At 47.9% G+C, this 19,286-nt stretch carries 26 protein-coding genes; 23 read left to right on the forward strand and 3 right to left on the reverse strand.

Translation table 11 applies throughout. The features are described from left to right. Nucleotides 1-168: 168 nt before the first annotated feature. Both rho and ACN0YR_RS21175 read left to right on the forward strand, forming a co-directional pair. The gene (gene rho, locus ACN0YR_RS21170) at nt 169-1,986 is read left to right on the forward strand and encodes a transcription termination factor Rho (protein WP_417851211.1); all 1,818 of its coding nucleotides are present in this window, start codon (nt 169-171) and stop codon (nt 1,984-1,986) included. 852 nt (nt 1,987-2,838) lie between these two features. After that, nucleotides 2,839-4,776 (forward strand): TolC family protein, encoded by a 1,938-nt coding sequence (locus tag ACN0YR_RS21175; protein WP_417851212.1) that lies wholly within the window; start codon nt 2,839-2,841, stop codon nt 4,774-4,776. 132 nt (nt 4,777-4,908) lie between these two features. Here the strand turns inward: ACN0YR_RS21175 and ACN0YR_RS21180 are convergent, their stop codons facing one another. The 3 genes from ACN0YR_RS21180 to rpsR form a co-directional block, all read right to left on the reverse strand. After that, nucleotides 4,909-5,214, reverse strand: coding sequence for a DUF167 domain-containing protein (locus ACN0YR_RS21180; RefSeq protein WP_417851213.1), 306 nt, complete (start codon nt 5,212-5,214; stop codon nt 4,909-4,911). Next, the gene (locus ACN0YR_RS21185; RefSeq protein WP_417851214.1) at nt 5,211-5,933 is read right to left on the reverse strand and encodes a YggS family pyridoxal phosphate-dependent enzyme; all 723 of its coding nucleotides are present in this window, start codon (nt 5,931-5,933) and stop codon (nt 5,211-5,213) included. The genes ACN0YR_RS21180 and ACN0YR_RS21185 overlap by 4 nt, the downstream gene beginning before the upstream one ends. A gap of 132 nt (nt 5,934-6,065) precedes the next feature. Further along, nucleotides 6,066-6,344: a 30S ribosomal protein S18 gene (rpsR, locus tag ACN0YR_RS21190; protein ID WP_145195713.1), complete on the reverse strand. Its 279-nt coding sequence runs from the start codon at nt 6,342-6,344 to the stop codon at nt 6,066-6,068. Between the two features lie 1,098 nt (nt 6,345-7,442). Between rpsR and rpsJ the strand changes: the two genes are divergently transcribed. From rpsJ to secY, 21 genes are all read left to right on the forward strand, one after another. Then, nucleotides 7,443-7,760, forward strand: a complete 318-nt coding sequence (rpsJ, locus tag ACN0YR_RS21195; protein ID WP_261341964.1) for a 30S ribosomal protein S10 — start codon at nt 7,443-7,445, stop codon at nt 7,758-7,760. Between the two features lie 217 nt (nt 7,761-7,977). Then, nucleotides 7,978-8,703: a 50S ribosomal protein L3 gene (gene rplC, locus ACN0YR_RS21200; protein WP_417851215.1), complete on the forward strand. Its 726-nt coding sequence runs from the start codon at nt 7,978-7,980 to the stop codon at nt 8,701-8,703. A 10-nt stretch (nt 8,704-8,713) separates the two neighbouring features. Further along, nucleotides 8,714-9,385 (forward strand): 50S ribosomal protein L4, encoded by a 672-nt coding sequence (gene rplD / locus ACN0YR_RS21205; protein ID WP_417851216.1) that lies wholly within the window; start codon nt 8,714-8,716, stop codon nt 9,383-9,385. A 51-nt stretch (nt 9,386-9,436) separates the two neighbouring features. Continuing rightward, nucleotides 9,437-9,730: a 50S ribosomal protein L23 gene (rplW, locus tag ACN0YR_RS21210; RefSeq protein WP_417851217.1), complete on the forward strand. Its 294-nt coding sequence runs from the start codon at nt 9,437-9,439 to the stop codon at nt 9,728-9,730. A 61-nt stretch (nt 9,731-9,791) separates the two neighbouring features. Then, a complete protein-coding gene (gene rplB / locus ACN0YR_RS21215) occupies nt 9,792-10,664 on the forward strand; it encodes a 50S ribosomal protein L2 (RefSeq protein ID WP_417851218.1) in 873 nt (290 codons plus the stop codon). Between the two features lie 63 nt (nt 10,665-10,727). Beyond that, on the forward strand, nt 10,728-10,997 hold the full coding sequence (gene rpsS / locus ACN0YR_RS21220) for a 30S ribosomal protein S19 (RefSeq protein ID WP_417851219.1): 270 nt from the start codon (nt 10,728-10,730) through the stop codon (nt 10,995-10,997). Nucleotides 10,998-11,075: 78 nt separating this feature from the next. After that, nucleotides 11,076-11,420 (forward strand): 50S ribosomal protein L22, encoded by a 345-nt coding sequence (gene rplV / locus ACN0YR_RS21225; protein WP_145195725.1) that lies wholly within the window; start codon nt 11,076-11,078, stop codon nt 11,418-11,420. 15 nt (nt 11,421-11,435) lie between these two features. Beyond that, on the forward strand, nt 11,436-12,137 hold the full coding sequence (rpsC, locus tag ACN0YR_RS21230) for a 30S ribosomal protein S3 (RefSeq protein ID WP_417851220.1): 702 nt from the start codon (nt 11,436-11,438) through the stop codon (nt 12,135-12,137). Next, the gene (rplP, locus tag ACN0YR_RS21235; protein WP_145195729.1) at nt 12,076-12,495 is read left to right on the forward strand and encodes a 50S ribosomal protein L16; all 420 of its coding nucleotides are present in this window, start codon (nt 12,076-12,078) and stop codon (nt 12,493-12,495) included. The genes rpsC and rplP overlap by 62 nt, the downstream gene beginning before the upstream one ends. A 65-nt stretch (nt 12,496-12,560) precedes the next feature. Next, nucleotides 12,561-12,767, forward strand: a complete 207-nt coding sequence (rpmC, locus tag ACN0YR_RS21240) for a 50S ribosomal protein L29 (protein ID WP_145195731.1) — start codon at nt 12,561-12,563, stop codon at nt 12,765-12,767. 36 nt (nt 12,768-12,803) lie between these two features. Continuing rightward, nucleotides 12,804-13,196, forward strand: a complete 393-nt coding sequence (rpsQ, locus tag ACN0YR_RS21245; protein WP_417851221.1) for a 30S ribosomal protein S17 — start codon at nt 12,804-12,806, stop codon at nt 13,194-13,196. 145 nt (nt 13,197-13,341) lie between these two features. Further along, a complete protein-coding gene (gene rplN, locus ACN0YR_RS21250) occupies nt 13,342-13,716 on the forward strand; it encodes a 50S ribosomal protein L14 (protein WP_417851222.1) in 375 nt (124 codons plus the stop codon). A 2-nt stretch (nt 13,717-13,718) separates the two neighbouring features. Beyond that, entirely contained in the window at nt 13,719-14,072 is a 354-nt protein-coding gene (gene rplX, locus ACN0YR_RS21255; protein WP_417851223.1) for a 50S ribosomal protein L24, read from the forward strand. Between the two features lie 50 nt (nt 14,073-14,122). Then, complete coding sequence (gene rplE, locus ACN0YR_RS21260; protein ID WP_417851224.1) at nt 14,123-14,677, forward strand: 50S ribosomal protein L5; 555 nt, start codon at nt 14,123-14,125, stop codon at nt 14,675-14,677. Between the two features lie 8 nt (nt 14,678-14,685). Continuing rightward, nucleotides 14,686-14,871 (forward strand): type Z 30S ribosomal protein S14, encoded by a 186-nt coding sequence (locus ACN0YR_RS21265; RefSeq protein WP_417851225.1) that lies wholly within the window; start codon nt 14,686-14,688, stop codon nt 14,869-14,871. Between the two features lie 83 nt (nt 14,872-14,954). Next, the gene (rpsH, locus tag ACN0YR_RS21270) at nt 14,955-15,350 is read left to right on the forward strand and encodes a 30S ribosomal protein S8 (RefSeq protein WP_417851226.1); all 396 of its coding nucleotides are present in this window, start codon (nt 14,955-14,957) and stop codon (nt 15,348-15,350) included. Between the two features lie 63 nt (nt 15,351-15,413). Beyond that, a complete protein-coding gene (gene rplF / locus ACN0YR_RS21275; protein WP_417851227.1) occupies nt 15,414-15,959 on the forward strand; it encodes a 50S ribosomal protein L6 in 546 nt (181 codons plus the stop codon). Nucleotides 15,960-16,033: 74 nt separating this feature from the next. After that, nucleotides 16,034-16,399: a 50S ribosomal protein L18 gene (rplR, locus tag ACN0YR_RS21280; RefSeq protein ID WP_417851228.1), complete on the forward strand. Its 366-nt coding sequence runs from the start codon at nt 16,034-16,036 to the stop codon at nt 16,397-16,399. 118 nt (nt 16,400-16,517) lie between these two features. Next, nucleotides 16,518-17,006, forward strand: a complete 489-nt coding sequence (gene rpsE, locus ACN0YR_RS21285; protein WP_417851229.1) for a 30S ribosomal protein S5 — start codon at nt 16,518-16,520, stop codon at nt 17,004-17,006. 181 nt (nt 17,007-17,187) lie between these two features. Further along, a complete protein-coding gene (gene rplO, locus ACN0YR_RS21290) occupies nt 17,188-17,637 on the forward strand; it encodes a 50S ribosomal protein L15 (protein ID WP_417851230.1) in 450 nt (149 codons plus the stop codon). A 288-nt stretch (nt 17,638-17,925) separates the two neighbouring features. Continuing rightward, nucleotides 17,926-19,284 (forward strand): preprotein translocase subunit SecY, encoded by a 1,359-nt coding sequence (gene secY, locus ACN0YR_RS21295; RefSeq protein ID WP_417851231.1) that lies wholly within the window; start codon nt 17,926-17,928, stop codon nt 19,282-19,284. The last annotated feature ends 2 nt before the right edge of the window (nt 19,285-19,286 follow it).

Raw genomic sequence — 19,286 nt, forward strand, 5'->3', positions numbered from 1 at the left:
ATGAAACTTTTGACTCTTTTGGGAACTCGCTCGAATCCCTTTTTTCAAATGGTGATTGCTGAGTTCGCAACGAGCGACAAGCCAAACAACAATGGATATTAGGTGAGTTCTTCAATGTCTCTCCTGGATCCCGAATACATTTACTCTCTTTAAGATTTAGGTCTATGCATGCCTCCTAAAAGCACCTCGTCTTCCGAGACGCCGAGCAAGCCAAAACGTAAGACGACTCGCAAGAAAGCTGTCTCTTCTTCGACAACAAAAACAAGCAAGCCTCGGAAAAAGGCTGCGAAGAAAAAGAAAGTCGTCCAAGCTGAAGATGATTCAGACTTCGGCGCCGGCCTCGATGATGAAGTCCGTGTCGAGAAAAAGCCTGTGGCAAAAAAAACAGTTACAGAAAAAACTGTTGAGGAAAAACCAGTCGCGAAGAAATCTGTCGATGTGGCTGACGCTCCTGTGAGCCAGGCGAACATTCAGGAGTCAGACTTCTCTGACGATTTTGACTTTGGTGACGACTCCGAAGATCGTGACGATTCCGGAAGCGAGTCTGCTGAAGAGAGTCCTTCCACTACTAAAAGTCAAAGCGGTGAAAAGGGCGAGAAACGCGAAGGTTCATCCGAAGGAGACGGAGAAGACAAGCCTCGTCGCCGCCGTCGTCGTCGTCGTCGTCGCGGTGGTGAGAATGCAAATTCTTCCGGTTCCTCAAATGCTTCGAATGCTTCCAAAGGTGGTGGAGGTCGAGACTCAAACCGAGAATCTGGCGGTCGTGGTCGGCGTGGTGGGAACAGTAACGGCAACAGCAACCAACGTGGACGCGGTCGAACTCCAGCAAAGTTCGAGAAGAACGCCGCTCCTCCTCAGCCAATTCAAACGACCGGGACCATCGAAGGTGTGCTCGAATTGCACCCGAAGGGTTATGGTTTCCTGAGAGCAGCAACCAACGATTATGGTGCTCGGGAATCGGATCCGTTTGTTTCAAGTTCGTTCGTCGAAAAGCATCACCTTCGCGAAGGAATCAAGATTGTTGGTGAGATCGGACCGGGAACACGCGGCCAGGGGCCACGACTTCTTGATATCGAAACGATCGATGGCGGAACGATTGAAGAGTACGAATCACGTAGCCACTTTGATCATCTCACACCGATCAATCCATTTGAGCAACTCAAGCTCGAAATTGGACCTTCTCCCGTCACAATGCGTGTGATGGATTTGTTGACACCGATTGGCAAAGGGCAGCGAGCACTTCTTGTTGCTCCTCCTCGTTCTGGTAAGACAATGCTTCTTCAGGACATTGCTGAGTCTGTCAGCAAGAATCATCCTGAGGTTCACTTGATTGTGCTGCTGATCGATGAGCGACCGGAAGAAGTCACAGAAATGCGACGCATGGTCAACGGCGAAGTCATTGCATCATCGATGGATGAAAACGTGGAAAGCCATGTTCGTATCAGTCAGTTGATCTTCGAGCGTGGCAAACGTCTTGCCGAGTCTGGCAAAGACTGCCTGATCCTCATGGACAGTGTGACGCGAACTGCTCGTGCATTTAATAAATGGATGACTGGTGGCCGTGAATCGAAAATCGGAACCGGTGGTCTTGACGTTCGTGCAATGGACATCCCAAGAAAGATGTTCGGAACAGCACGCCGCTTTGATGAAGGGGGATCGTTAACCGTTGTTGCAACCGCACTGGTTGATACTGGTTCGCGAATGGACGAAGCCATCTTCCAGGAGTTCAAAGGAACTGGAAACATGGAACTCGTCTTGAGTCGAGATCTTGCTGATCGCCGAATCTGGCCAGCTATCGACATCTCAAAGTCTGGAACTCGGCGAGAAGAGAAAATTCTCGATCCCGAAATTCTCGACGGTGTGACAATGCTTCGCCGAAGCCTTGTTTCAATGAATCCTGTTGAAGCAATGGAACAGTTGAGTAAGACACTGGCCAAGTTTGACACGAATAAAGAGTTTCTACAGAAAATCAGAGCCGTCCTGTAGGAGGCTCTCCACGGGACTGGATTGTCGCAGTGCAACAGGTAGGCGACATGCTCAAGAGGGCGTGCAGTCTTGTGGTTGATCACTTTTTGATCCAGTTCAGATGAGTCAGGCATCTCTGCTTGATGAGTCTCTAAAATTTCGAACCCGGTCCCGCTGATGTGGTGACCGGGTTTTTTATGCGCTCGTGGTTCTTGTGTTCATGATTCTGTCTGAATCAGTGCAGGGGCGTCTGAGGCCACTGCTAGAGCAGTTTGCTCTACCGTGTGCCCGTGAAGAACGCATTTCTCTAGTAAAAATGCTGTTCGCCACGAGGCAGATCCTGCGAACCAGTTCGAAGGACGCTCTATTGCATTGGCCATATTGAGATGTTCTGCCTCGTCTTTGCTTCTCAACACACTGGAAAGAGGTCTCAACCAGTTGAGTGGTCACGGATGCCATCTTTGTGGGGGCAAGACCGCTTGAGGCGGAACGCTGAATCTTGCGAAGGTTGCTGTCAGGTTTGCTTCAACTGCTCTGCGAGGGGCCCAGTTCAGATGCAGTGGGGAAAGCGGAAGCTCTCGAGTACTTGCGGGAATGGTGCCCATTCCTCTGAGTCGTGGCGATACTTGAGTTGATCTTCAAGGAATTCCGGAAAATTTCTGAAGTGTACCGGTGACGTTAAACTAGGCAGGAGTGATGTTTTATGCGGGGCAGTGGGGCTGAAAGCTGACTTCACCTGCCCTTAGAACCCGAATTCCCATCACGACCAGTACAAGCGATGCCGATGAACATTTTGATGTGTGCGTAATAGCGCGATTGTAAGGGTTCTCCAGTAAATCAAGCTGGAGATAGTTTGAATGTTATCGTGGATTCATGAGCATTGGCCAGATAATTCTTCGACAGACAGAGACGGCGGTTCTCGGGTTTAGCCGCAGGACTCGCCAATTTCTTGTCGCGCCTGTTGCTTTGGCAACGCTTCTGAGCAGTTGCAAGCACCACGATGTCGTCGTTACGGATTCATCGGCGTACCTGCAGGCCGCGACCGCAATTGAGACTCCGGAACTGGACTCTCCGGTCGATGAACAAGCTCACTTAGCTGTTCGTCCCGTTTCGTTGTCGACTGAAGTTCCTGCCGAGTTTCGAGAAATCAGTTTGCAGGAAGCGGTTCAAATCTCGCTTGCGAACTCCAAAATTTTTCGTGACCTCGGTGGAATTGTTCTGCAGTCACCAGAGTCAACGCGCTCAACGATGGACACTGCCATTCTTGAGACGGACCCGCGATTTGGTCCCCAGGCTGCCTTGTCTGCCTTTGATGCGACTTTCGCTGCCAGTGTTTTTTACGAGAAGAACGATCGTGCTCTGAACAATGAGTTCTTCGGTGGAGGAACACGGATTCTGGCACAAGAGGCAATGGTCTATCAAACGCAAATCTCCAAACGGACTCCCTTTGGTAGTCAGTTCACTCTTCGAAATAATATTGATTACGACGACAACAACGCACCGGGTAACCAGTTTGCTGGGGCGTGGAATTTTAATGTTGAAGCAGAATACCGACAGTCGCTGTTGCGAGGAGCCGGAATTGACTTCGGTCGAATTGCTGGCACAAGTCGCGTTCCTGGGGTGTATAACGGTGTTCTAATTGCTCGGGCAAATACCGATGTCTCTGTCGCTGACTTCGAAATTTCAGTTCGTGATTTTATCGATGATGTCGAAGAAGCTTATTGGAATCTTTACTTCTCGTATCGAGATTTGGATACAAAAATTGCTGCTCGCGATGCAGCGCTTTCGACATGGAAACGCGTCCAGGCTCTTGCCTCGCAAGGTCGAATCGGCGGGGAAAAAGATAAAGAAGCTGAGGCCCGCGAGCAGTATTATCGCTTCAAGGAAGAAGTTGAAAACGCGCTCACTGGACGTATTCGAAATGGAACCTCTCCGTCGGGTCGGGGGCTGCATTTGACAGAACGGCGTTTGCGATACCTGATCGGTTTGCCGTCGGCGGACGGAACGTTGCTTCGACCATCGGAAGAGCCGACCCGTGCAGAGGTTGTCTTCGACTGGGATCTCAGTTTGGAAGAATCACTGGCCAAGCGGACGGAGTTGCGTCGTCAGAAATGGATGATCAAACGTCGTGAGTTAGAGCTCGTTGCGAGTCGGAATTTTCTGTTACCCGAACTGGATGTCGTGGCTCTTTCGCGTTGGCGAGGGTTTGGCGAAGACTTTGCTCGATATGACGATCCAGACCGGTTCGGGAGTGCTCTCGGGAATTTTGCAGATGGCGATTTTCAGGAGACTCAAATCGGAGTTGAGCTTGCCTTTCCTCTAGGAAATCGTCAGGCCCATGCAGCCGTTCGCAATGCAGAGTTCTTGCTCGCTCGCGAACGGGCGTTACTGACAGAGCAAGAACAGCGAGTCGTTCTTGACTTGAGTAACGCTTACTCAGAGGTTGACCGTGCGTATCATGTTTTGCAAACGGTTTACAATCGTCGTGAGGCATCTCGGGAACGTGTACGGGCTTTGGAAGTAGCCTTCGAACAGGATCAGGCGCAGCTCGATCTGGTGCTTGATGCTCAGCGCCGCTTGGCGGACTCGGAGTCTCACTATTACGATACGCTGGTTGAGTACAATAATTCCATTCGTGAGATGCATCGCGTTAAGGGAACACTTTTGGAGTACTCCGGAATCCATCTTTCAGAAGGGCCTTGGCCTCTGGATGCCTACACCGACGGGAATGACAAGCTTGATCGTCGGCGGAACCGCAAGGGGAAATATTTACCCGGGCACCGTGTCATCTCCGCGGGCTATCAAGAGTAATCCCCTTAGAGCAGTTTGCTCTACCGTTTGCCCGTGATGAACGCTTTTTTCTGGTAAAAATGCTGTTCGCCACGAGGCAGAACCTGCAAACCAATTCGAAAGATGCTCTAGGGTGAGAGATTTCATTCAGCGTTAACTGTTGAGGATTTTTTTTAATCGCTCACGCAGCTGGTCGCTGGAAATCCCTGTGATACGCAGCTTTTTTCTGGGGTTGGTTTCACCGGAGATGATCATTAATTGTGATTTGCTGAGCTGCAACTCTTTTGATAGCAATTTGATGATCGCTTTGTTCGCTTTTCCTTTTTCCGGAACCTGAGTCACAGCGACTTTTAAGTGGCCGTCATGCTCGCCAATAATTTCGTTTCTTCGCGATCCAGGAAGTGCCTGTATTGGGAGTAGTTGGACGTCATCTGCCTGCGTCAGGATTTCCAGAGTCATGGCGTTGGCTCGCACCCAGTGAATAGAACTGAGCCGAGTCGAATTAGTGTGGCCCCTTCTTCGATGGCAATCTCGAAGTCCTGGCTCATTCCCATTGAAAGTTCTGTGAGCCGTTCTTCTTCTGAGTCTTCATTGAGTTCGTCTTTGAGTCTACTTAACCCGCGAAACGATTCTCGAATGATCTTTTCGTCGGGAGTGTTGGGAGCCATTGTCATCAATCCTCGAATTTCAACATGCCGGAGTTGGCCGATTTCTTCCCAGTTCGAGGTCAATTGGCTTGGCGTGAAACCGCTTTTGGTCTCTTCGCCTGAGACGTTCACTTGTAAAAGTACGCGAGGGTGGAGTTTGAGTTCTTCAGCGTGGCGATTAACCGCATTGAGTAGCCGCATTGTGTCGATTGAGTGGATCAAGCTTGCATACGGCAAGACCGCTTTCACTTTGTTTCTTTGGAGTTGCCCAATCAGATGCCAGTTGACGTCTTTGGGTAGCTGATTTGCGCGTTCAATGAGTTGTTGTGGGCGGTTTTCGCCTAATGGAGAGTTGCTCAGATCGTGAAACAGCTGGACGAGGTCGAGTGGTGTGTATTTGGTGACAGCAACAAGCTTGACAGTTTCGGGGTTTCGGTCTGCTCTGTGAGCGGCGTCTTGGATACGTTGCTGAACATGCTCCAGGTTGGCGCGAAGACGGTTTTCGTGAGCAAATGAGGGATCTGAAGGCATAGAGAAGTGTCAGGTTTGTAACAAATGTGGGGTTAAAGCATGTCACAAGACGTAAAAAAAGGGGAGCAAATGCTCCCCTTAAGTGTTTTTTGCTTCGCAGTCTGTCACAGCGAGTGGAAGACTGTATTGTTACTATTCGTCAGAGACGTATGGCAACAAGCCAATGAAGCGAGCACGCAAAATTGCTTTGCGAACAGCCCGTTGGTAAATGGCTGAGGTTCCAGTTCGTCGTCGTGGCAAGATTCGGCCTTCGCGATCAACGAGCTGTTTGAGAGTTTTTGTGTCTTTGTAATCGACATAGACAGGTCGTGGAATTTGCCCATCGGGGCAGAAACGACAGGTCATTTTCCGCTTGAGGCGTGCTCGCTTTTTGCGAATCTTGCGGATGTCAGCTTTTGTCATGGACGCCATAGTGTCTACCTGGAAAATCTAACGCGAATTCAAGCCCACTATTATGGCAGAGAAGGAACTGAACTGCAACTGATTGACGAGAGGAAAATCTCTGAAAGGAGACAAGTTCGGCAGTTCAGAGACATTTGGTTCGGATGCTGACTTTTACGGGGACTTTCTCGGGGCGATGTCTCTCTCTAAGTTCTTGGGAAAATGCAGGCTTTGGTGAATTGGAAGGGCACTGTTGCATGCAGGTGGAGTTCGTTAGATCTGGATGGTTGTTTGCATTGATAATACGGTGTTGTCGGTTTTGGGTGCAATTTTGAAGAAAATATGTGCGGGGTGACTTGAGAAGTTGGGGGGATAGCGTGCGAAAACCTTCTAGAGAGTTGGTGGAGCGTGTTCTGTGTGAGTTTGTGGTGATTGTGTAGCGTCCGGTAATCCACTGGAGGCTGAAGTGCTACCCTCAGGTGAACAGCAATGTAATTGCAGGCTAAGCGTGAGGATTTTCTGAAGTCTGAGGATGCTGGAAGTTCTGAAAGTAATGTGGGGGTGATGGGGGCTCGACTGTTGGTTTTCTTTGGTTTTGAAAATTAAAAAAACGTCCTGGGTGTGGTCTTCGGGAGGTTTCTAGGATTGAGAAGGGGGCGATTGGGCTATCACTGCTGTGGATGGGGGTGGTAGCTGCCCCTTTGGTGTCAGGTGGAGATGTAGTGGAAAAAACTGTGGTCTGTTTATTGGCTTCGCTAGGGGATTATGCAACAATCATGAGGCTTCGAGAGTCAGTCCACGCTCATTGCCTGAGGCTAATATATGGCGAGTGTTCGACCTTGAAGACGTTCCAGGGAGGGTTCCGAAGTCGATTGTTAGCGGAAGTTGAAGAAGCTGCAAAAAACTGGTGAGATGAGCAGCGACTCTTCGTTGACAAAGAGAATGGTCGCCAGTAACATCCTCCGTTTCCCATACTCGGCGTGGCCACGGCCGGGATGTGTAAGTGTTGTGAGTGGCGCCTGTTAAGTCGTTTTTAGACAAATCGCTTAAACGGGAGTGCTTAAGGTGTTTAGGGAAATGCCTCGGTGAGTAACTTTCGAAGTGGTTTTTTCGTAGAGGAAGACAGCGGTGGCTGCGAACGAACGTATCCGGATCCGGATGGAAGCATTTGATCATTCTGTCCTTGATCAGTCGGCGTCAGACATTGTCGACACGGCGAAACGGACTGGTGCGATTGTTCATGGTCCGATTCCTTTGCCAACACGGATTGAGCGGTACACGGTACTGCGAAGTCCGCACGTGAATAAGAAGTCTCGTGAGCAGTTCGAGATTCGGACTCATAAGCGAGTGATTGATATTGTTCAACCAACCGGGAAGACGATTGATGCTTTGAATAAGCTCTCGTTGCCTGCTGGTGTGGATATTAAGATTAAGGCATCTTCGTAGTAGGGGGTTGCCCGTAGCTCGGTTAGTGGGTTGCGAGGCAGTGCTGAAGTGGCGATGGCATGTGTGCTTGCCAGGTTCTCCGTTGAAGGTGTTGTGAAGTCTGGGTGTGTTTTGCCGTTTGTCAGTGTGTGTGCTGCTCTAGTTTGAGTGACCCGCTGCTGGGTGCAAGATTGATTTAAAAAACAGCGGAAGCTGTCTGTTAATAAGAGGATGAGCCATGCCTTTGGGGCTCCTTGGTAAAAAAGTTGGAATGACTCAAGTGTACGACGATGATGGTGTCGCTGTGCCTGTTACGGTCATTGAAGCTGGCCCCTGTGTTGTTCTGCAGTTGAAGACTGTTGAGCGGGATGGCTATGAAGGTGTTCAGCTTGGCTACGATGACAAGTTGAGTGATAAAGATAAAGATCGCGAAGAGAGTCAGCGTAAAAGGTCTCGTGCAAATCGAGCAGAGCGTGGACATGTTGCTCAGTTGAAGAGTAAGCGTCAACAGCGATTGTCTGAGGCTGGTGTAGAGTCTTCTCCAAAGGCTGGTTGTGAGCCAAAAAGAGTTGTCCGGGAATTTCGGATTGATGGGGAAGGTCGCGAGTACGAAATTGGTCAAGAGTTGACTGTTGCCGTTCTTGATGAAGTGAAAAAAGTTGATGTCACCGCCACGAGTAAAGGGCGGGGAACTGCCGGTGTGATGAAGCGTCACAACTTTCAGGGGCAACGAGCGACTCACGGTGTGAAGAAAGTTCACCGTAAGGCAGGGGGTATTGGTGCTGCAACCGATCCTGCTCGCGTCTGGAAGGGGAAGCGGATGGCTGGCCAGTATGGAAACAAGCGGGCAACAATTCGGAGCCTTAAGGTGGTCAGTGTTGATGTCGAAAATAATGTGTTGCTCGTAAAAGGTGCCATTCCGGGGCCGAATGGTGGGTATGTCATTATTCGAGCAGCAAAGTAGGTTGGTAGAAATGTCAGACGATACAAAAATTACAGCACCAATTCGCGACTTAGCTGGTGGCGATGTTGGGACGTACGAATTCGACGGCAATGATTTGGCTGATCGAATTAGTAAGCAGTTACTTCACGATGTTGTCGTGATGTATGATGCGAATCGACGTCAGGGAACGTTCAAAACGAAGACCCGTAGTGAAGTGTCGGGTCGTAAGAAGAAGATGTTCCGTCAAAAGGGGACTGGTAATGCCCGTATGGGTACCAAGCAGTCTCCAGTCCGCGTCGGTGGTGGTCATGCATTTGCGAAGCGTCCACGAGATTTCTCTTATCGGTTGCCAAAGAAGGCGATTCGGTTGGCGACTCGTATGGCAATGCTAAGTAAGTTTCAAGATGGTGAAGCGATTGTCTTGAACGAGCTTCAATTGAGTGAGCCACGAACAAAACCTGTGTTTGATATGTTGAACGCAGTTGGCCTCGGAGGAGCTTCAGTGCTTCTCGTGATTCCGGAGTATGATCTGGATGTCTGGCGTTCAGCTAGAAATATTCCAAATCTCTGGGTGGCACCGTTAAGTGAGTTGAATGCGTATTCGCTTCTGCATCAGAAGCATTTGTTGATCACGAAAGAAGCTATTGACCTTGCTCGCCAGGGAGCGTTCGCGTCGACTGCAGAATCTGCAGCTGTTGGCTAAGGGTTTGAGTTGATTTGACGTGGATTGTTTTGCGAAGCATTGGAGTGAATTGTGGCAGGCATTGAATTAGAATCGCATCAGGTGGTCCTCCGCCCTCTCGTGACTGAGAAGGGGGTTCATCAATCCGAAAAATATAACGCTTATGCGTTTGCGGTACACCCGCAGGCGAATAAGGCAGATATCCGCAAAGCTGTCGAAGAATTGTGGGAAGTTCGTGTGGTTGATGTGCGTACACAAAATCGCAAAGGAAAGCCACGCCGGAATCGTTTGACTCAAGGTCATACACAGAGTTGGAAAAAAGCAATTGTCCAATTGCACGATGAAGACCGAATCGCGTTTTTCTAAAAATGTGAAAAGCGTCGTTTGGTGTAGATTAGAAGACATTTAGAAGTTTGAGAACTGTTCGATGGGAATTCGTTATTACAAGCCGGTCACGCCAGGGCGTCGCGGAGCATCCGTCAGCGATTTCGCTGAAATTACGGATCGTAAGAAACAACCCGAAAAAAGCCTGACGGTTCGCTTGACCCGCACTGGTGGTCGTAATCACCACGGGAAAATTACAGTTCGTCATCGCGGTGGTGGTCATCGGAAGATCTACCGAATCATCGATTTCAAGCGTCGTCTCGACGATGTTGAAATGAAAGTGACTCACATTGAGTATGATCCGAATCGGTCAGCTCGTATTGCATTGTTGGAATATGCCTGTCCTGAATCAGGCAAGCTGATTAAAAGTTACATCTTGGCACCGAATGGTCTCAAAGCAGGCGACGTCGTCGTCAATGGAGAGAATGCCGAGCCGACTGTTGGGAATTGCCTCCCAATGTCGAAGATCCCGCAAGGGACAGAGATTCATAATATTGAAATGCAGCCTGGTCGTGGCGGACAACTAGTCCGTAGTGCCGGAAACTATGCTGTATTAAATGCCAGTGAAAAAGGTTGGGCTCAGGTTACCTTACCTTCTGGTGAGGTTCGCCGACTCCCTGCTGATTGCCGTGCGACAATTGGAGTTGTCAGCAATGTTGATCACTCCAAAGTTGTTCTAGGGAAAGCTGGTCGAACTCGGTGGAAAGGTCGTCGTCCTCATGTTCGAGGTACGGTGATGAATCCTGTCGCTCACCCAATGGGTGGGGGTGAAGGTCGAAACTCGGGTGGACGACATCCTTGTAGTCCAACTGGAAAGTTGGCAAAGGGTGGAAATACTCGGAAGCGACGGAAACCATCATCGAAAGCGATTATTCGACGCCGACGTTCACGTCGTTACGGACAAAAGAAACTGTAGATCATAAAACTGTATTTCAGCAGATTGGATTGAAGCGATTGCTTCAAGCATAGAGGTTATCGTATGAGTCGGTCATTGAAGAAGGGGCCTTACGTTGATGAGAAGCTCCTGAAGAAGATCGCAAAATTGGACGAGAGTGATCGTAAAGATCCCATTAAGACATGGGCTCGTCGGTCAACGATCTCTCCTGAATTTATTGGACACACTTTCCTTGTCCATAATGGGCGTCAACACGTCCAGGTTTATGTGACAGAGGATATGGTCGGGCATAAACTCGGCGAATTTTCTCCGACCCGAACATTTCGTGGACACGGGGCAAAAGGAAACAGGTAGTCGGTTGAGTCAACTCTCGCCACGTTCAATATCTGACTTGATCGTGGAAGTTGATAAGACAGGCAGGAGTTTGGAATTATGGCATTGGTCAAAGCGAGTCACCGACACGCAAGAATTTCCGCGACGAAAGTTCGTCCTTTTGCGGACCTGATTCGTGGACTTTCTGTTGAAGAAGGTCTTCAGGTTCTGAAGTATGAGCCGAATCGTGGAGCACGTTTTCTTGAGAAAGTTCTCAGGAGTGCTGCAGCGAACGCAGAAGATCGTGGTGCACGAAATGTCGACAATCTTCCTATTGTGGAATGTCGTATTGATGGCGGACCGATGTTCAAACGATTACAACCGCGAGCACGCGGAATGGCATTCCTGATTCGTCGTCGGTTTGCTCACATTCATGTGGCAATTGACGCACCAGAAGTGGAATAGGATAAGGACGGGAACATGGGACAAAAAGTTCACCCACGAGGATTCCGTGTCGGCATCGTCGAACCTTGGCGAAGTCGTTGGTACGCCAACAAGAAAGAATACGGTGATCTTTTAGTTGAAGATCGCAATATTCGACTCTTCGTGAAGTCAGAATATAAGTCGGCAGCAATCGAAAAGATTGAGATCGACCGGACTCGAGACCAGGTGATTATTCATCTCTTCTCGGCTCGACCTGGGATTATTATTGGTCGTAAAGGCCAGGAAATTGACCGACTGAAAGCTCGCCTCGAAGATAAATTCGGGCGACGTATGGAGGTCAAGATTGTTGAAATCAACAACCCATATCGCTGTGCTCAATTGATTGCTGAAGACATTGCTCAACAATTGACAAAGCGGGGTAGTTTTCGACGTGCGATCAAGCGAACACTTGATCAAGTGATGGAAGCTGGTGTGTTGGGTGTGAAGATTGAACTTTCAGGCCGTCTTGGTGGGGCAGAAATGTCCCGTCGCGAAAAGGCGAGTCGAGGATCAATTCCATTATCGACGCTACAAAGAAAAGTTGACTACGGTTTTACTGAATCGAAAACAGCACAAGGTGTGATTGGCGTTAAGGTCTGGGTGGACCTCGGCGACTACGCAGACGAGGAGAATTCCGATGGCGCTAATGCCGAAGCGGGTAAAGTATCGAAAAAGGCAAAGAGGTCGCATAAAAGGTAATGCGACTCGTGGAAACACGGTTGCTTTCGGTGAATTTGGTCTGCAGTCTACACAAGCTGGACATATCTCAGCCCGAACCATCGAAGCCTGTCGAATTGCGGCAACTCAATATATTCGCGGAACGGGTGGAAAACTTTTCATCCGTATCTTCCCGGATAAGTCCGTAACGGCCCGACCCCTTGAAACTCGTATGGGTAAGGGTAAGGGAGAACCGGATCACTGGGTTGCAGTTGTTAAGCCTGGAACAGTTTTGTTTGAAATTGCTGGTGGAACACACGACGCTGCTCGTGATTGCTTCAACCGCGTTGCACACAAGCTTCCAGTTAGAGTTCGGTTGGTTGAACGTCAACCCGGTTAATTTTTGTCTCTTCTTGATGGCACTTTTTTTCTGTCATCTTTACAATACGCAATGCGACAAGAATCATGTCGAAAGCAAATGAACTTCGCGAAATGAATGAAGAACAGCTTCAGGCTGAGTTAAAGTTGACTCAGCAGGAGCTTTTCCGACTACGTTTTCAGGCGTCGACAGAAAAACTGGATGCACCCAGTAATCTGAAGAAGCTCCGTAGAACTATCGCGCGAATTAAAACACTTCTGCACGAAAGCCGTTTGGCTGGTGCAGAGTCATAATAATTGAAACAACGAGCCTGTAAGAGCACAGCTGATATGCGTACTACGTTGATTGGTGTTGTCACAAGTGATCGAAATTCGAAGACGCGCCGCGTCGATGTTGAACGTTTGCATCAGCATTCAAAGTACAAGAAAATTGTACGAGGCCGGACAGTTTGTTATGTCCACGATGAGAATAACGACTCGAAAATTGGTGATACGATCGAAATCACTGAGTGTCGTCCTCGATCAAAGTCAAAACGCTGGGAACTGGTCCGTATTGTTAAGAGCGTTTCCGACGTCGCAAGTCAGTTGAAGCGTGAGGACCAGGTTACCGATGGTGAGTTGAATGCTGCTGATATTGAGGAGCAGATTGACGCCAGTGGAAATAATGAGAACGCTGTTCAGGATGCAGGTGCTGAAGAGCCTTCTGTTGAAGAATCAAAGTAAGACCTGCGAAAGCAGGTGAAGAGTCCAGTTGGTCTTTTCAATAGCAAAGAGTGTCACACATTCTGTTTCAAGTGTGCATTTCAGCCAAAGTTAAAACACTCTACAGGGTCGTGTTACCCTGTTATTTGTCAGGAATTATGGCGTCATGATCCAGATGCAAACAGTCTTGGATGTCGCAGACAATACAGGGGCGAAGACCGTCCGTTGTATTCGCGTCCTTGGTGGAACTCGTCGTCGGACGGCTTCACTGGGTGATGTGATCGTCGTGAGTATTCAAAAGTCGATCGCAGGTGCTCCTGAAGCTTTCCGAAAAGGAAAGGTTACACGTGGAGTTATTGTTCGAGTTCGTAAGAATACTCGAAGATCGGATGGAAGCTACGTCCGTTTTGATAGCAATGCTATCGTGCTTGTCGATCCTGACGGAAGTCCTCGGGGCACCCGGATCTTCGGCGCAGTTGCTAGAGAATTACGAGATCATAAGTTCATGAAGATCATTAGCCTCGCTAGTGAGGTGGTGTAACGATGAAGATTAAACGCGGAGATATGGTCCTGGTCACAGCAGGTGACGATCGATCATCAACACCCAGGCCGGTTCAGCAAGTCCTTAATAACGGACAAAAAGTTCTTATTGAAGGTGTGAACCTCGTTTACAAGCATGTGAAACGTGGCCATCCGAAAAGTCCCCAGGGTGGACGATTACGGATGGAAAAGCCAATCCAAAGTTCAAATGTGGTCTATTACTGCACCACTTGTGAACAGGGTGTGAAGCTAGGTTATCGTTACAACGAAAATGGTGAAAAAGAACGCTATTGCCGAAAGTGTTCTAATGGTATCGGAGTTGTTTCTCCTGCCCGCGAAAAATACATTAAGTCGTAACTGACCAATTAGAATATATCGCTGTCTAAGTATCGTGAGGTTGGGTTCAAATGGCCCGGTTTAAAGAAAAATACAATACCGAGATCGTCCCCAAGCTCGTTGAAGAGCTTGGACGACAGAACCGGCATAGCTTACCCAAGATTGAAAAGATCGTGGTCAGCATGGGAGTCGGAGCTGCAATTCAAGATCAAAAAGTTCTTGATGAGGCTTTGGGGTACCTGATGCAAATCACTGGTCAAAAGCCTTCGGTACGCCGTTCGCGCAAGTCGATTGCACAGTTCAAACTCCGTGAAGGAATGCGAATTGGTGGTGCAGTGACTCTTCGTAAACAGAGAATGTACGAATTCTTGGATCGTTTGATCACCCTGGTACTTCCACGAGTACGAGATTTCCGTGGTGTGAATCCAAATGCATTTGACGGTCGAGGCAACTATAGTCTCGGACTGAGCGAGCAAGTTGTTTTCCCTGAGATCAATGCAGACAAGGTCAAGAATATTCAAGGAATGAATATTGCCATTGTCACTTCTGCTGAAAACGATGATGAAGCGCGTCTCTTGCTGAAAGAGTTTGGTATGCCGTTCAAAGACCCAAGTAAGAAGCGTTAGGATTAGACATGGCTAGCAAATCAAAAATCGCGAAAGCAGGCAGAACTCCTAAATTTAGTTCACGCATTGAGCGTCGCTGTGCATTGTGTGGCAGACCTCGTGCGGTATATCGTAAGTTCAAAGTTTGTCGAATTTGCTTCCGTGACTTGTGCTTAGATGGCGTTGTTCCCGGGATGAAAAAAGCGAGCTGGTAATACTCACTCGCAGATTGAAGTTTGAACGATAAACAGAATCAACAATACAATGAAGACAGACGAGATCCGAGGATTCCCGAATAATGATGACTGATCCGATTGCTGATATGTTGACACGTATTCGCAATGCTATACAAATCGAACGACCTTTCGTTGACATTCCATTGTCAAAAGTCAAGATTGGAATCGCTGAAGTACTTCAGCGAGAAGGTTATATTTGGGATTTCGAACTCGTTGAGCAAGAACCTCAATCTATTCTCCGAGTCAATTTGAAGTACAGTCCGACCGGCGAGCGGGTCATTCAAAAGATCTCTCGAGTAAGTAAACCTGGGCGTCGGGTTTATGTTGATTATCGCAATCTCCCTGAAGTTCTTGATGGAATGGGCATTTGTGTGATGTCTACGAATCAAGGCGTCTTGAGTAATCGCGAAGCTAAAAAGAATCATGTTGGTGGTGAAGTGATTTGTGAAGTTTGGTAGTCACCAACACCTTCTGAGAACAAATACTTAGGACGTTCTAGTCCTGAAATTCAGGTAAGAGTCATGTCGAGAATTGGAAAAAAACCGATTCCAGTCGCCGCTGGCACAGAAATCACCATCTCAGATGGTGTGATTCGTGTAAAAGGTAAGAACGGTGAACTGTCATTTGAGCATCATCCAAATATGGAAGTAGTGTGGAATGACAGTGATCGAGAAATTCAGATCAATAGACCAAACGATCAACCTCAAAACCGTGCTTTGCATGGTCTGACTAGAGCTTTGGTTGCAAATATGGTCACAGGGGTTAATGAACCCTTCGTGAGAAAATTAGAAATTCAAGGTGTCGGTTACCAGGCAACATTGAACGGTAAGGAACTTGCCTTGCAGGTAGGATTCGCCAATACGGTGCGGTTGCCTGTTCCAGAGAATGTTACTTGTGAACTTCCTAACTCCACATCAATTGTTGTGAAGAGCACAGACAAGCAAGCTGTTGGTCAATTTGCTGCGAATATTCGCCGTGTTCGACCACCCGAGCCCTATAAAGGCAAGGGGATTCGCTACGAAGGTGAACAAGTTCGTCGTAAGTCAGGTAAGGCCTTCGGTAGTTAAACGATTTGACCGGTGGTATTATCGTTGTTCTTTTTTAATTGATGCAACAGAAATCAAACGTTCGGAAGTAAGTCATGAAAGTTGGAAAGCGAATTGCTGTTCAGCGTGTTAGACGTCGAAACCATGTGCGGAATCGTGTTCGTGCAACTGGTCGGCTTCGTTTGACTGTGTGTCGCAGTAATCGCAACATCTCAGCTCAAATTATCGATGATGAAACTGGCCGGACTCTCGTTTCAGCGAGTACGCTGGAAAAAGAGTTGGGTGGTGCAGGTCAAGCAAACGGTAATGTTGAATCAGCTAAGAAAATCGGAAAAACTCTCGGTGAACGAGCAGTCAAAGCTGGTATTACAGCAGTTGCTTTCGACCGTGGGTCTTATAAGTTTCATGGACGCGTTGCAGCTATTGCAGAAGCGATCCGTGAAGCTGGTGTGAACGTTTAAGTTTATAACTTTGAAATCAGAGTCAGCTTTAATCAAAGAGAATTTCAACAACATTTCTGTCCAGCGTTAATTAATGCTCTCGAAATTGTTTGTTGAATGAATGTTGGGAGTGGCCGTCGTGGCACATCAAGACAGCGGACAAGGTACTAAAAATCCTGAACGAGTTGTTCAGATTCGACGATGTGCGTGTGTGGTTAAAGGTGGACGACGTTTCAGCTTTGCCTCCCTCGTAGTAGTTGGAGATGAGAACGGCCGGGTTGGCTATGGGTATGGTAAAGGGACAGAGGTTCCTGTTGCTGTCGAAAAAGCCACAAAGCAAGCTAACCGTTCAATGCATTCCGTTTCTTTGAACGGAACCACCATCCCTCACCAGGTTGAAGGCCGATTCGGTGCCTCGAAAGTTCTTCTGATGCCAGCTGCTCCTGGTACAGGGATCATCGCTGGAGAGACGGTTCGAGCAGTAGTTGAACTTGTTGGGGTTAAGGACATTCTGACAAAATGTAGAGGTTCAGCGAATCCTGTTAATCTCGTTAAAGCGACATTCGACGCACTTTTGAAGTTGCGAACCAAGGATGATGTTGCCCGGCTTCGTGGCGTAGAGATTTAAGTCTTGTCTGTCGTCCCAAAATGGATTGGACATTCTGACTGAGTTTTTTGTTACGTCCACTGTTTCTTATTTACATTAAATCATTTATCGTAGATTTCTATATCTATGATTTGACAAGTTTGAGACGACCGTTTCGAGCATTTGATCAAAAAGTGTCCTCGAAATTATTGGAAATACAGCCATGATGATCAACGACGTCCACCAGGGCATCACAAAAAATAAAAACCGCAAACGTGTTGGTCGCGGTGTCGGATCTGGGCATGGAAAAACTTGTGGCCGAGGTCACAAGGGTGCAGGCAGTCGTCGTGGTCACTCAAGACGTCTCGGTTTCGCCGGTGGTCAGATGCCACTTTTCCGTTTGGTTGCAAAACGGGGCTTCAACAACAACGCATTCGCTAAGAAAGTTGTTGCAGTTAACATCGGTACACTTCAAAAACATTTCGAAGATGGCTCAGAGGTCAATCCGGAAACCTTGAAGCGAATTGGCCTTGCAAAAGGGACTTACGATTTCATCAAGATTCTTGGTGATGGTGAGTTGTCCTCAAAGCTGGTCATCAAAGCCCATCGATTTTCAAAGTCCGCTTTAGAAAAGATCGAAGCCTCTGGTGGAACTGCTGAGATTATTGTCTAGGTTTCGACTTTTGCAGAAGTCGAAGGTTACTGATTAAAGAACGTTTGGTGCCAATATTCTTGATTGAAATGCGAACCGTAAAGAGGAATTCTATCAAATCGCACTGAGAAATCCGCGATCATAGCTCTTTGGACTTGCATCATCAGGGGGGGATTCGTTACCTCCTACGTCATCAATGATAATTATTTCAAAATTGACATTCCAAACTTCATGAGCTTCATCACAGCCGAACATTTTTCTTTGTGATGTACGTGAAATCAGGACGGTTTACGATAAGGAAGTTGTTACATGCTGTCTCGCCTGAAAACCGTTTTCACGATCCCTGAATTACGTCAGAAGGTCATGATCACTTTGATCCTTCTTGGCGTGTATCGTATGGGTTTCTCTATCCCGTTGCCGTTTATTGATCAGGCTGCATTCGCAGAAAATTTCAAGAACATGGCCGGTCAACAGGGAATGGGCCAAGTTCTTCAAGCAGTTGCACTCTTGTCCGCTTCAAAGTTGGGTAATGCGACGATCTTCGGCTTGGGGATTATGCCCTATATTTCTGCCTCGATTATCTTCCAGTTATTGGGGCAAGTCTATCCTCCCTTGGAAGCCTTGCAAAAAGAGGGTGAGACGGGACGCAAGAAAATCAATGAATACACTCGCTATGCCACCGTTGTGATCTGTTTGGGGCAGAGCTTCTTCTGGATTCGGATGCTTAGCAGTGGCGGAATGGGCCAGGGGATGGTGCTTGAAGATTATAGTGGGTTCTTTTATGTCATGGTGGCCACGATCACTATGACGACAGGAACATTGCTTCTGATGTGGATTGGCGAACAGATTGATGAGTATGGTATTGGTAACGGGATCAGCTTGCTGATTATGGCAGGTATCTTGGCTCAGATGCCAACTGCTGGAATGGAACTGTTGCGTCCTGCTTTCAAATCAGGGATTGGTCTTGGTACTGATGCTGGTGTCGATAAACTTCTCCCCTTAGCAGTCATCTTTGTTGCTGTTGTTCTAGGAGTGATTGCAATCACTCAAGCCCAACGTCGTATTCCGATTCAAAGTGCAAAACATGTTCGTGGTCGCCGTGTTCTTGGTGGGCAACGTCAGTTTTTACCTTTGCGAGTCAACCAAGCTGGCGTGATGCCGATCATCTTTGCATCGAGTTTGTTGATGTTTCCGATGTTTATCTTCGGTTATCTGAATCAAGCGTTCCCGAACAGTTCATTCCTTTCTATGGCGAACAGCACGTTCGGTGGTGGACGAGGATTGATTTACAACTTGGTTTATGTCGGACTGATCTTCTTCTTCTGTTACTTCTGGACAAGTATCACGTTCAATCCAAAAGATATGGCAGAGAACCTCAAAGATTACGGTAGTTTTGTACCGGGGTATCGACCAGGGTCTCATACTGAGAAATACCTGGATCAAGTCATGACACGCATTACTTATGTTGGAGCAGGGTTCCTGGCTTTGATCGCTATCATTCCAACATTGGTTGCCAGCGGGATGAGTATTTCATTCATGATCGCCAGTTTCTATGGGGGAACCGGTCTTCTCATTGTCGTCTCCGTGGCCTTGGATTTAGTCCAGAAGATTGACTCGCATTTAGTCATGCGAAATAAACCTGGAATGCTTGAATCTGAAGATGTCTGATC

Origin of the sequence: Thalassoglobus sp. (assembly GCF_048270125.1) — a bacterium.
In the GTDB taxonomy this organism is placed as follows: domain Bacteria; phylum Planctomycetota; class Planctomycetia; order Planctomycetales; family Planctomycetaceae; genus Thalassoglobus.

Excerpts from the sequence above, each read along its gene's own strand:
- rho (WP_417851211.1), top strand. The coding sequence starts at position 169 with ATGCCTCCTAAAAGCACCTCGTCTTCCGAGACGCCGAGCAAGCCAAAA.
- ACN0YR_RS21175 (WP_417851212.1), top strand. The coding sequence starts at position 2,839 with ATGAGCATTGGCCAGATAATTCTTCGACAGACAGAGACGGCGGTTCTC.
- ACN0YR_RS21180 (WP_417851213.1), bottom strand. The coding sequence starts at position 5,214 with ATGACTCTGGAAATCCTGACGCAGGCAGATGACGTCCAACTACTCCCA.
- ACN0YR_RS21185 (WP_417851214.1), bottom strand. The coding sequence starts at position 5,933 with ATGCCTTCAGATCCCTCATTTGCTCACGAAAACCGTCTTCGCGCCAAC.
- rpsR (WP_145195713.1), bottom strand. The coding sequence starts at position 6,344 with ATGGCGTCCATGACAAAAGCTGACATCCGCAAGATTCGCAAAAAGCGA.
- rplC (WP_417851215.1), top strand. The coding sequence starts at position 7,978 with ATGCCTTTGGGGCTCCTTGGTAAAAAAGTTGGAATGACTCAAGTGTAC.
- rplD (WP_417851216.1), top strand. The coding sequence starts at position 8,714 with ATGTCAGACGATACAAAAATTACAGCACCAATTCGCGACTTAGCTGGT.
- rplB (WP_417851218.1), top strand. The coding sequence starts at position 9,792 with ATGGGAATTCGTTATTACAAGCCGGTCACGCCAGGGCGTCGCGGAGCA.
- rpsS (WP_417851219.1), top strand. The coding sequence starts at position 10,728 with ATGAGTCGGTCATTGAAGAAGGGGCCTTACGTTGATGAGAAGCTCCTG.
- rplV (WP_145195725.1), top strand. The coding sequence starts at position 11,076 with ATGGCATTGGTCAAAGCGAGTCACCGACACGCAAGAATTTCCGCGACG.
- rpsC (WP_417851220.1), top strand. The coding sequence starts at position 11,436 with ATGGGACAAAAAGTTCACCCACGAGGATTCCGTGTCGGCATCGTCGAA.
- rplP (WP_145195729.1), top strand. The coding sequence starts at position 12,076 with ATGGCGCTAATGCCGAAGCGGGTAAAGTATCGAAAAAGGCAAAGAGGT.
- rpmC (WP_145195731.1), top strand. The coding sequence starts at position 12,561 with ATGTCGAAAGCAAATGAACTTCGCGAAATGAATGAAGAACAGCTTCAG.
- rpsQ (WP_417851221.1), top strand. The coding sequence starts at position 12,804 with ATGCGTACTACGTTGATTGGTGTTGTCACAAGTGATCGAAATTCGAAG.
- rplN (WP_417851222.1), top strand. The coding sequence starts at position 13,342 with ATGATCCAGATGCAAACAGTCTTGGATGTCGCAGACAATACAGGGGCG.
- rplX (WP_417851223.1), top strand. The coding sequence starts at position 13,719 with ATGAAGATTAAACGCGGAGATATGGTCCTGGTCACAGCAGGTGACGAT.
- rplE (WP_417851224.1), top strand. The coding sequence starts at position 14,123 with ATGGCCCGGTTTAAAGAAAAATACAATACCGAGATCGTCCCCAAGCTC.
- ACN0YR_RS21265 (WP_417851225.1), top strand. The coding sequence starts at position 14,686 with ATGGCTAGCAAATCAAAAATCGCGAAAGCAGGCAGAACTCCTAAATTT.
- rpsH (WP_417851226.1), top strand. The coding sequence starts at position 14,955 with ATGATGACTGATCCGATTGCTGATATGTTGACACGTATTCGCAATGCT.
- rplF (WP_417851227.1), top strand. The coding sequence starts at position 15,414 with ATGTCGAGAATTGGAAAAAAACCGATTCCAGTCGCCGCTGGCACAGAA.
- rplR (WP_417851228.1), top strand. The coding sequence starts at position 16,034 with ATGAAAGTTGGAAAGCGAATTGCTGTTCAGCGTGTTAGACGTCGAAAC.
- rplO (WP_417851230.1), top strand. The coding sequence starts at position 17,188 with ATGATGATCAACGACGTCCACCAGGGCATCACAAAAAATAAAAACCGC.
- secY (WP_417851231.1), top strand. The coding sequence starts at position 17,926 with ATGCTGTCTCGCCTGAAAACCGTTTTCACGATCCCTGAATTACGTCAG.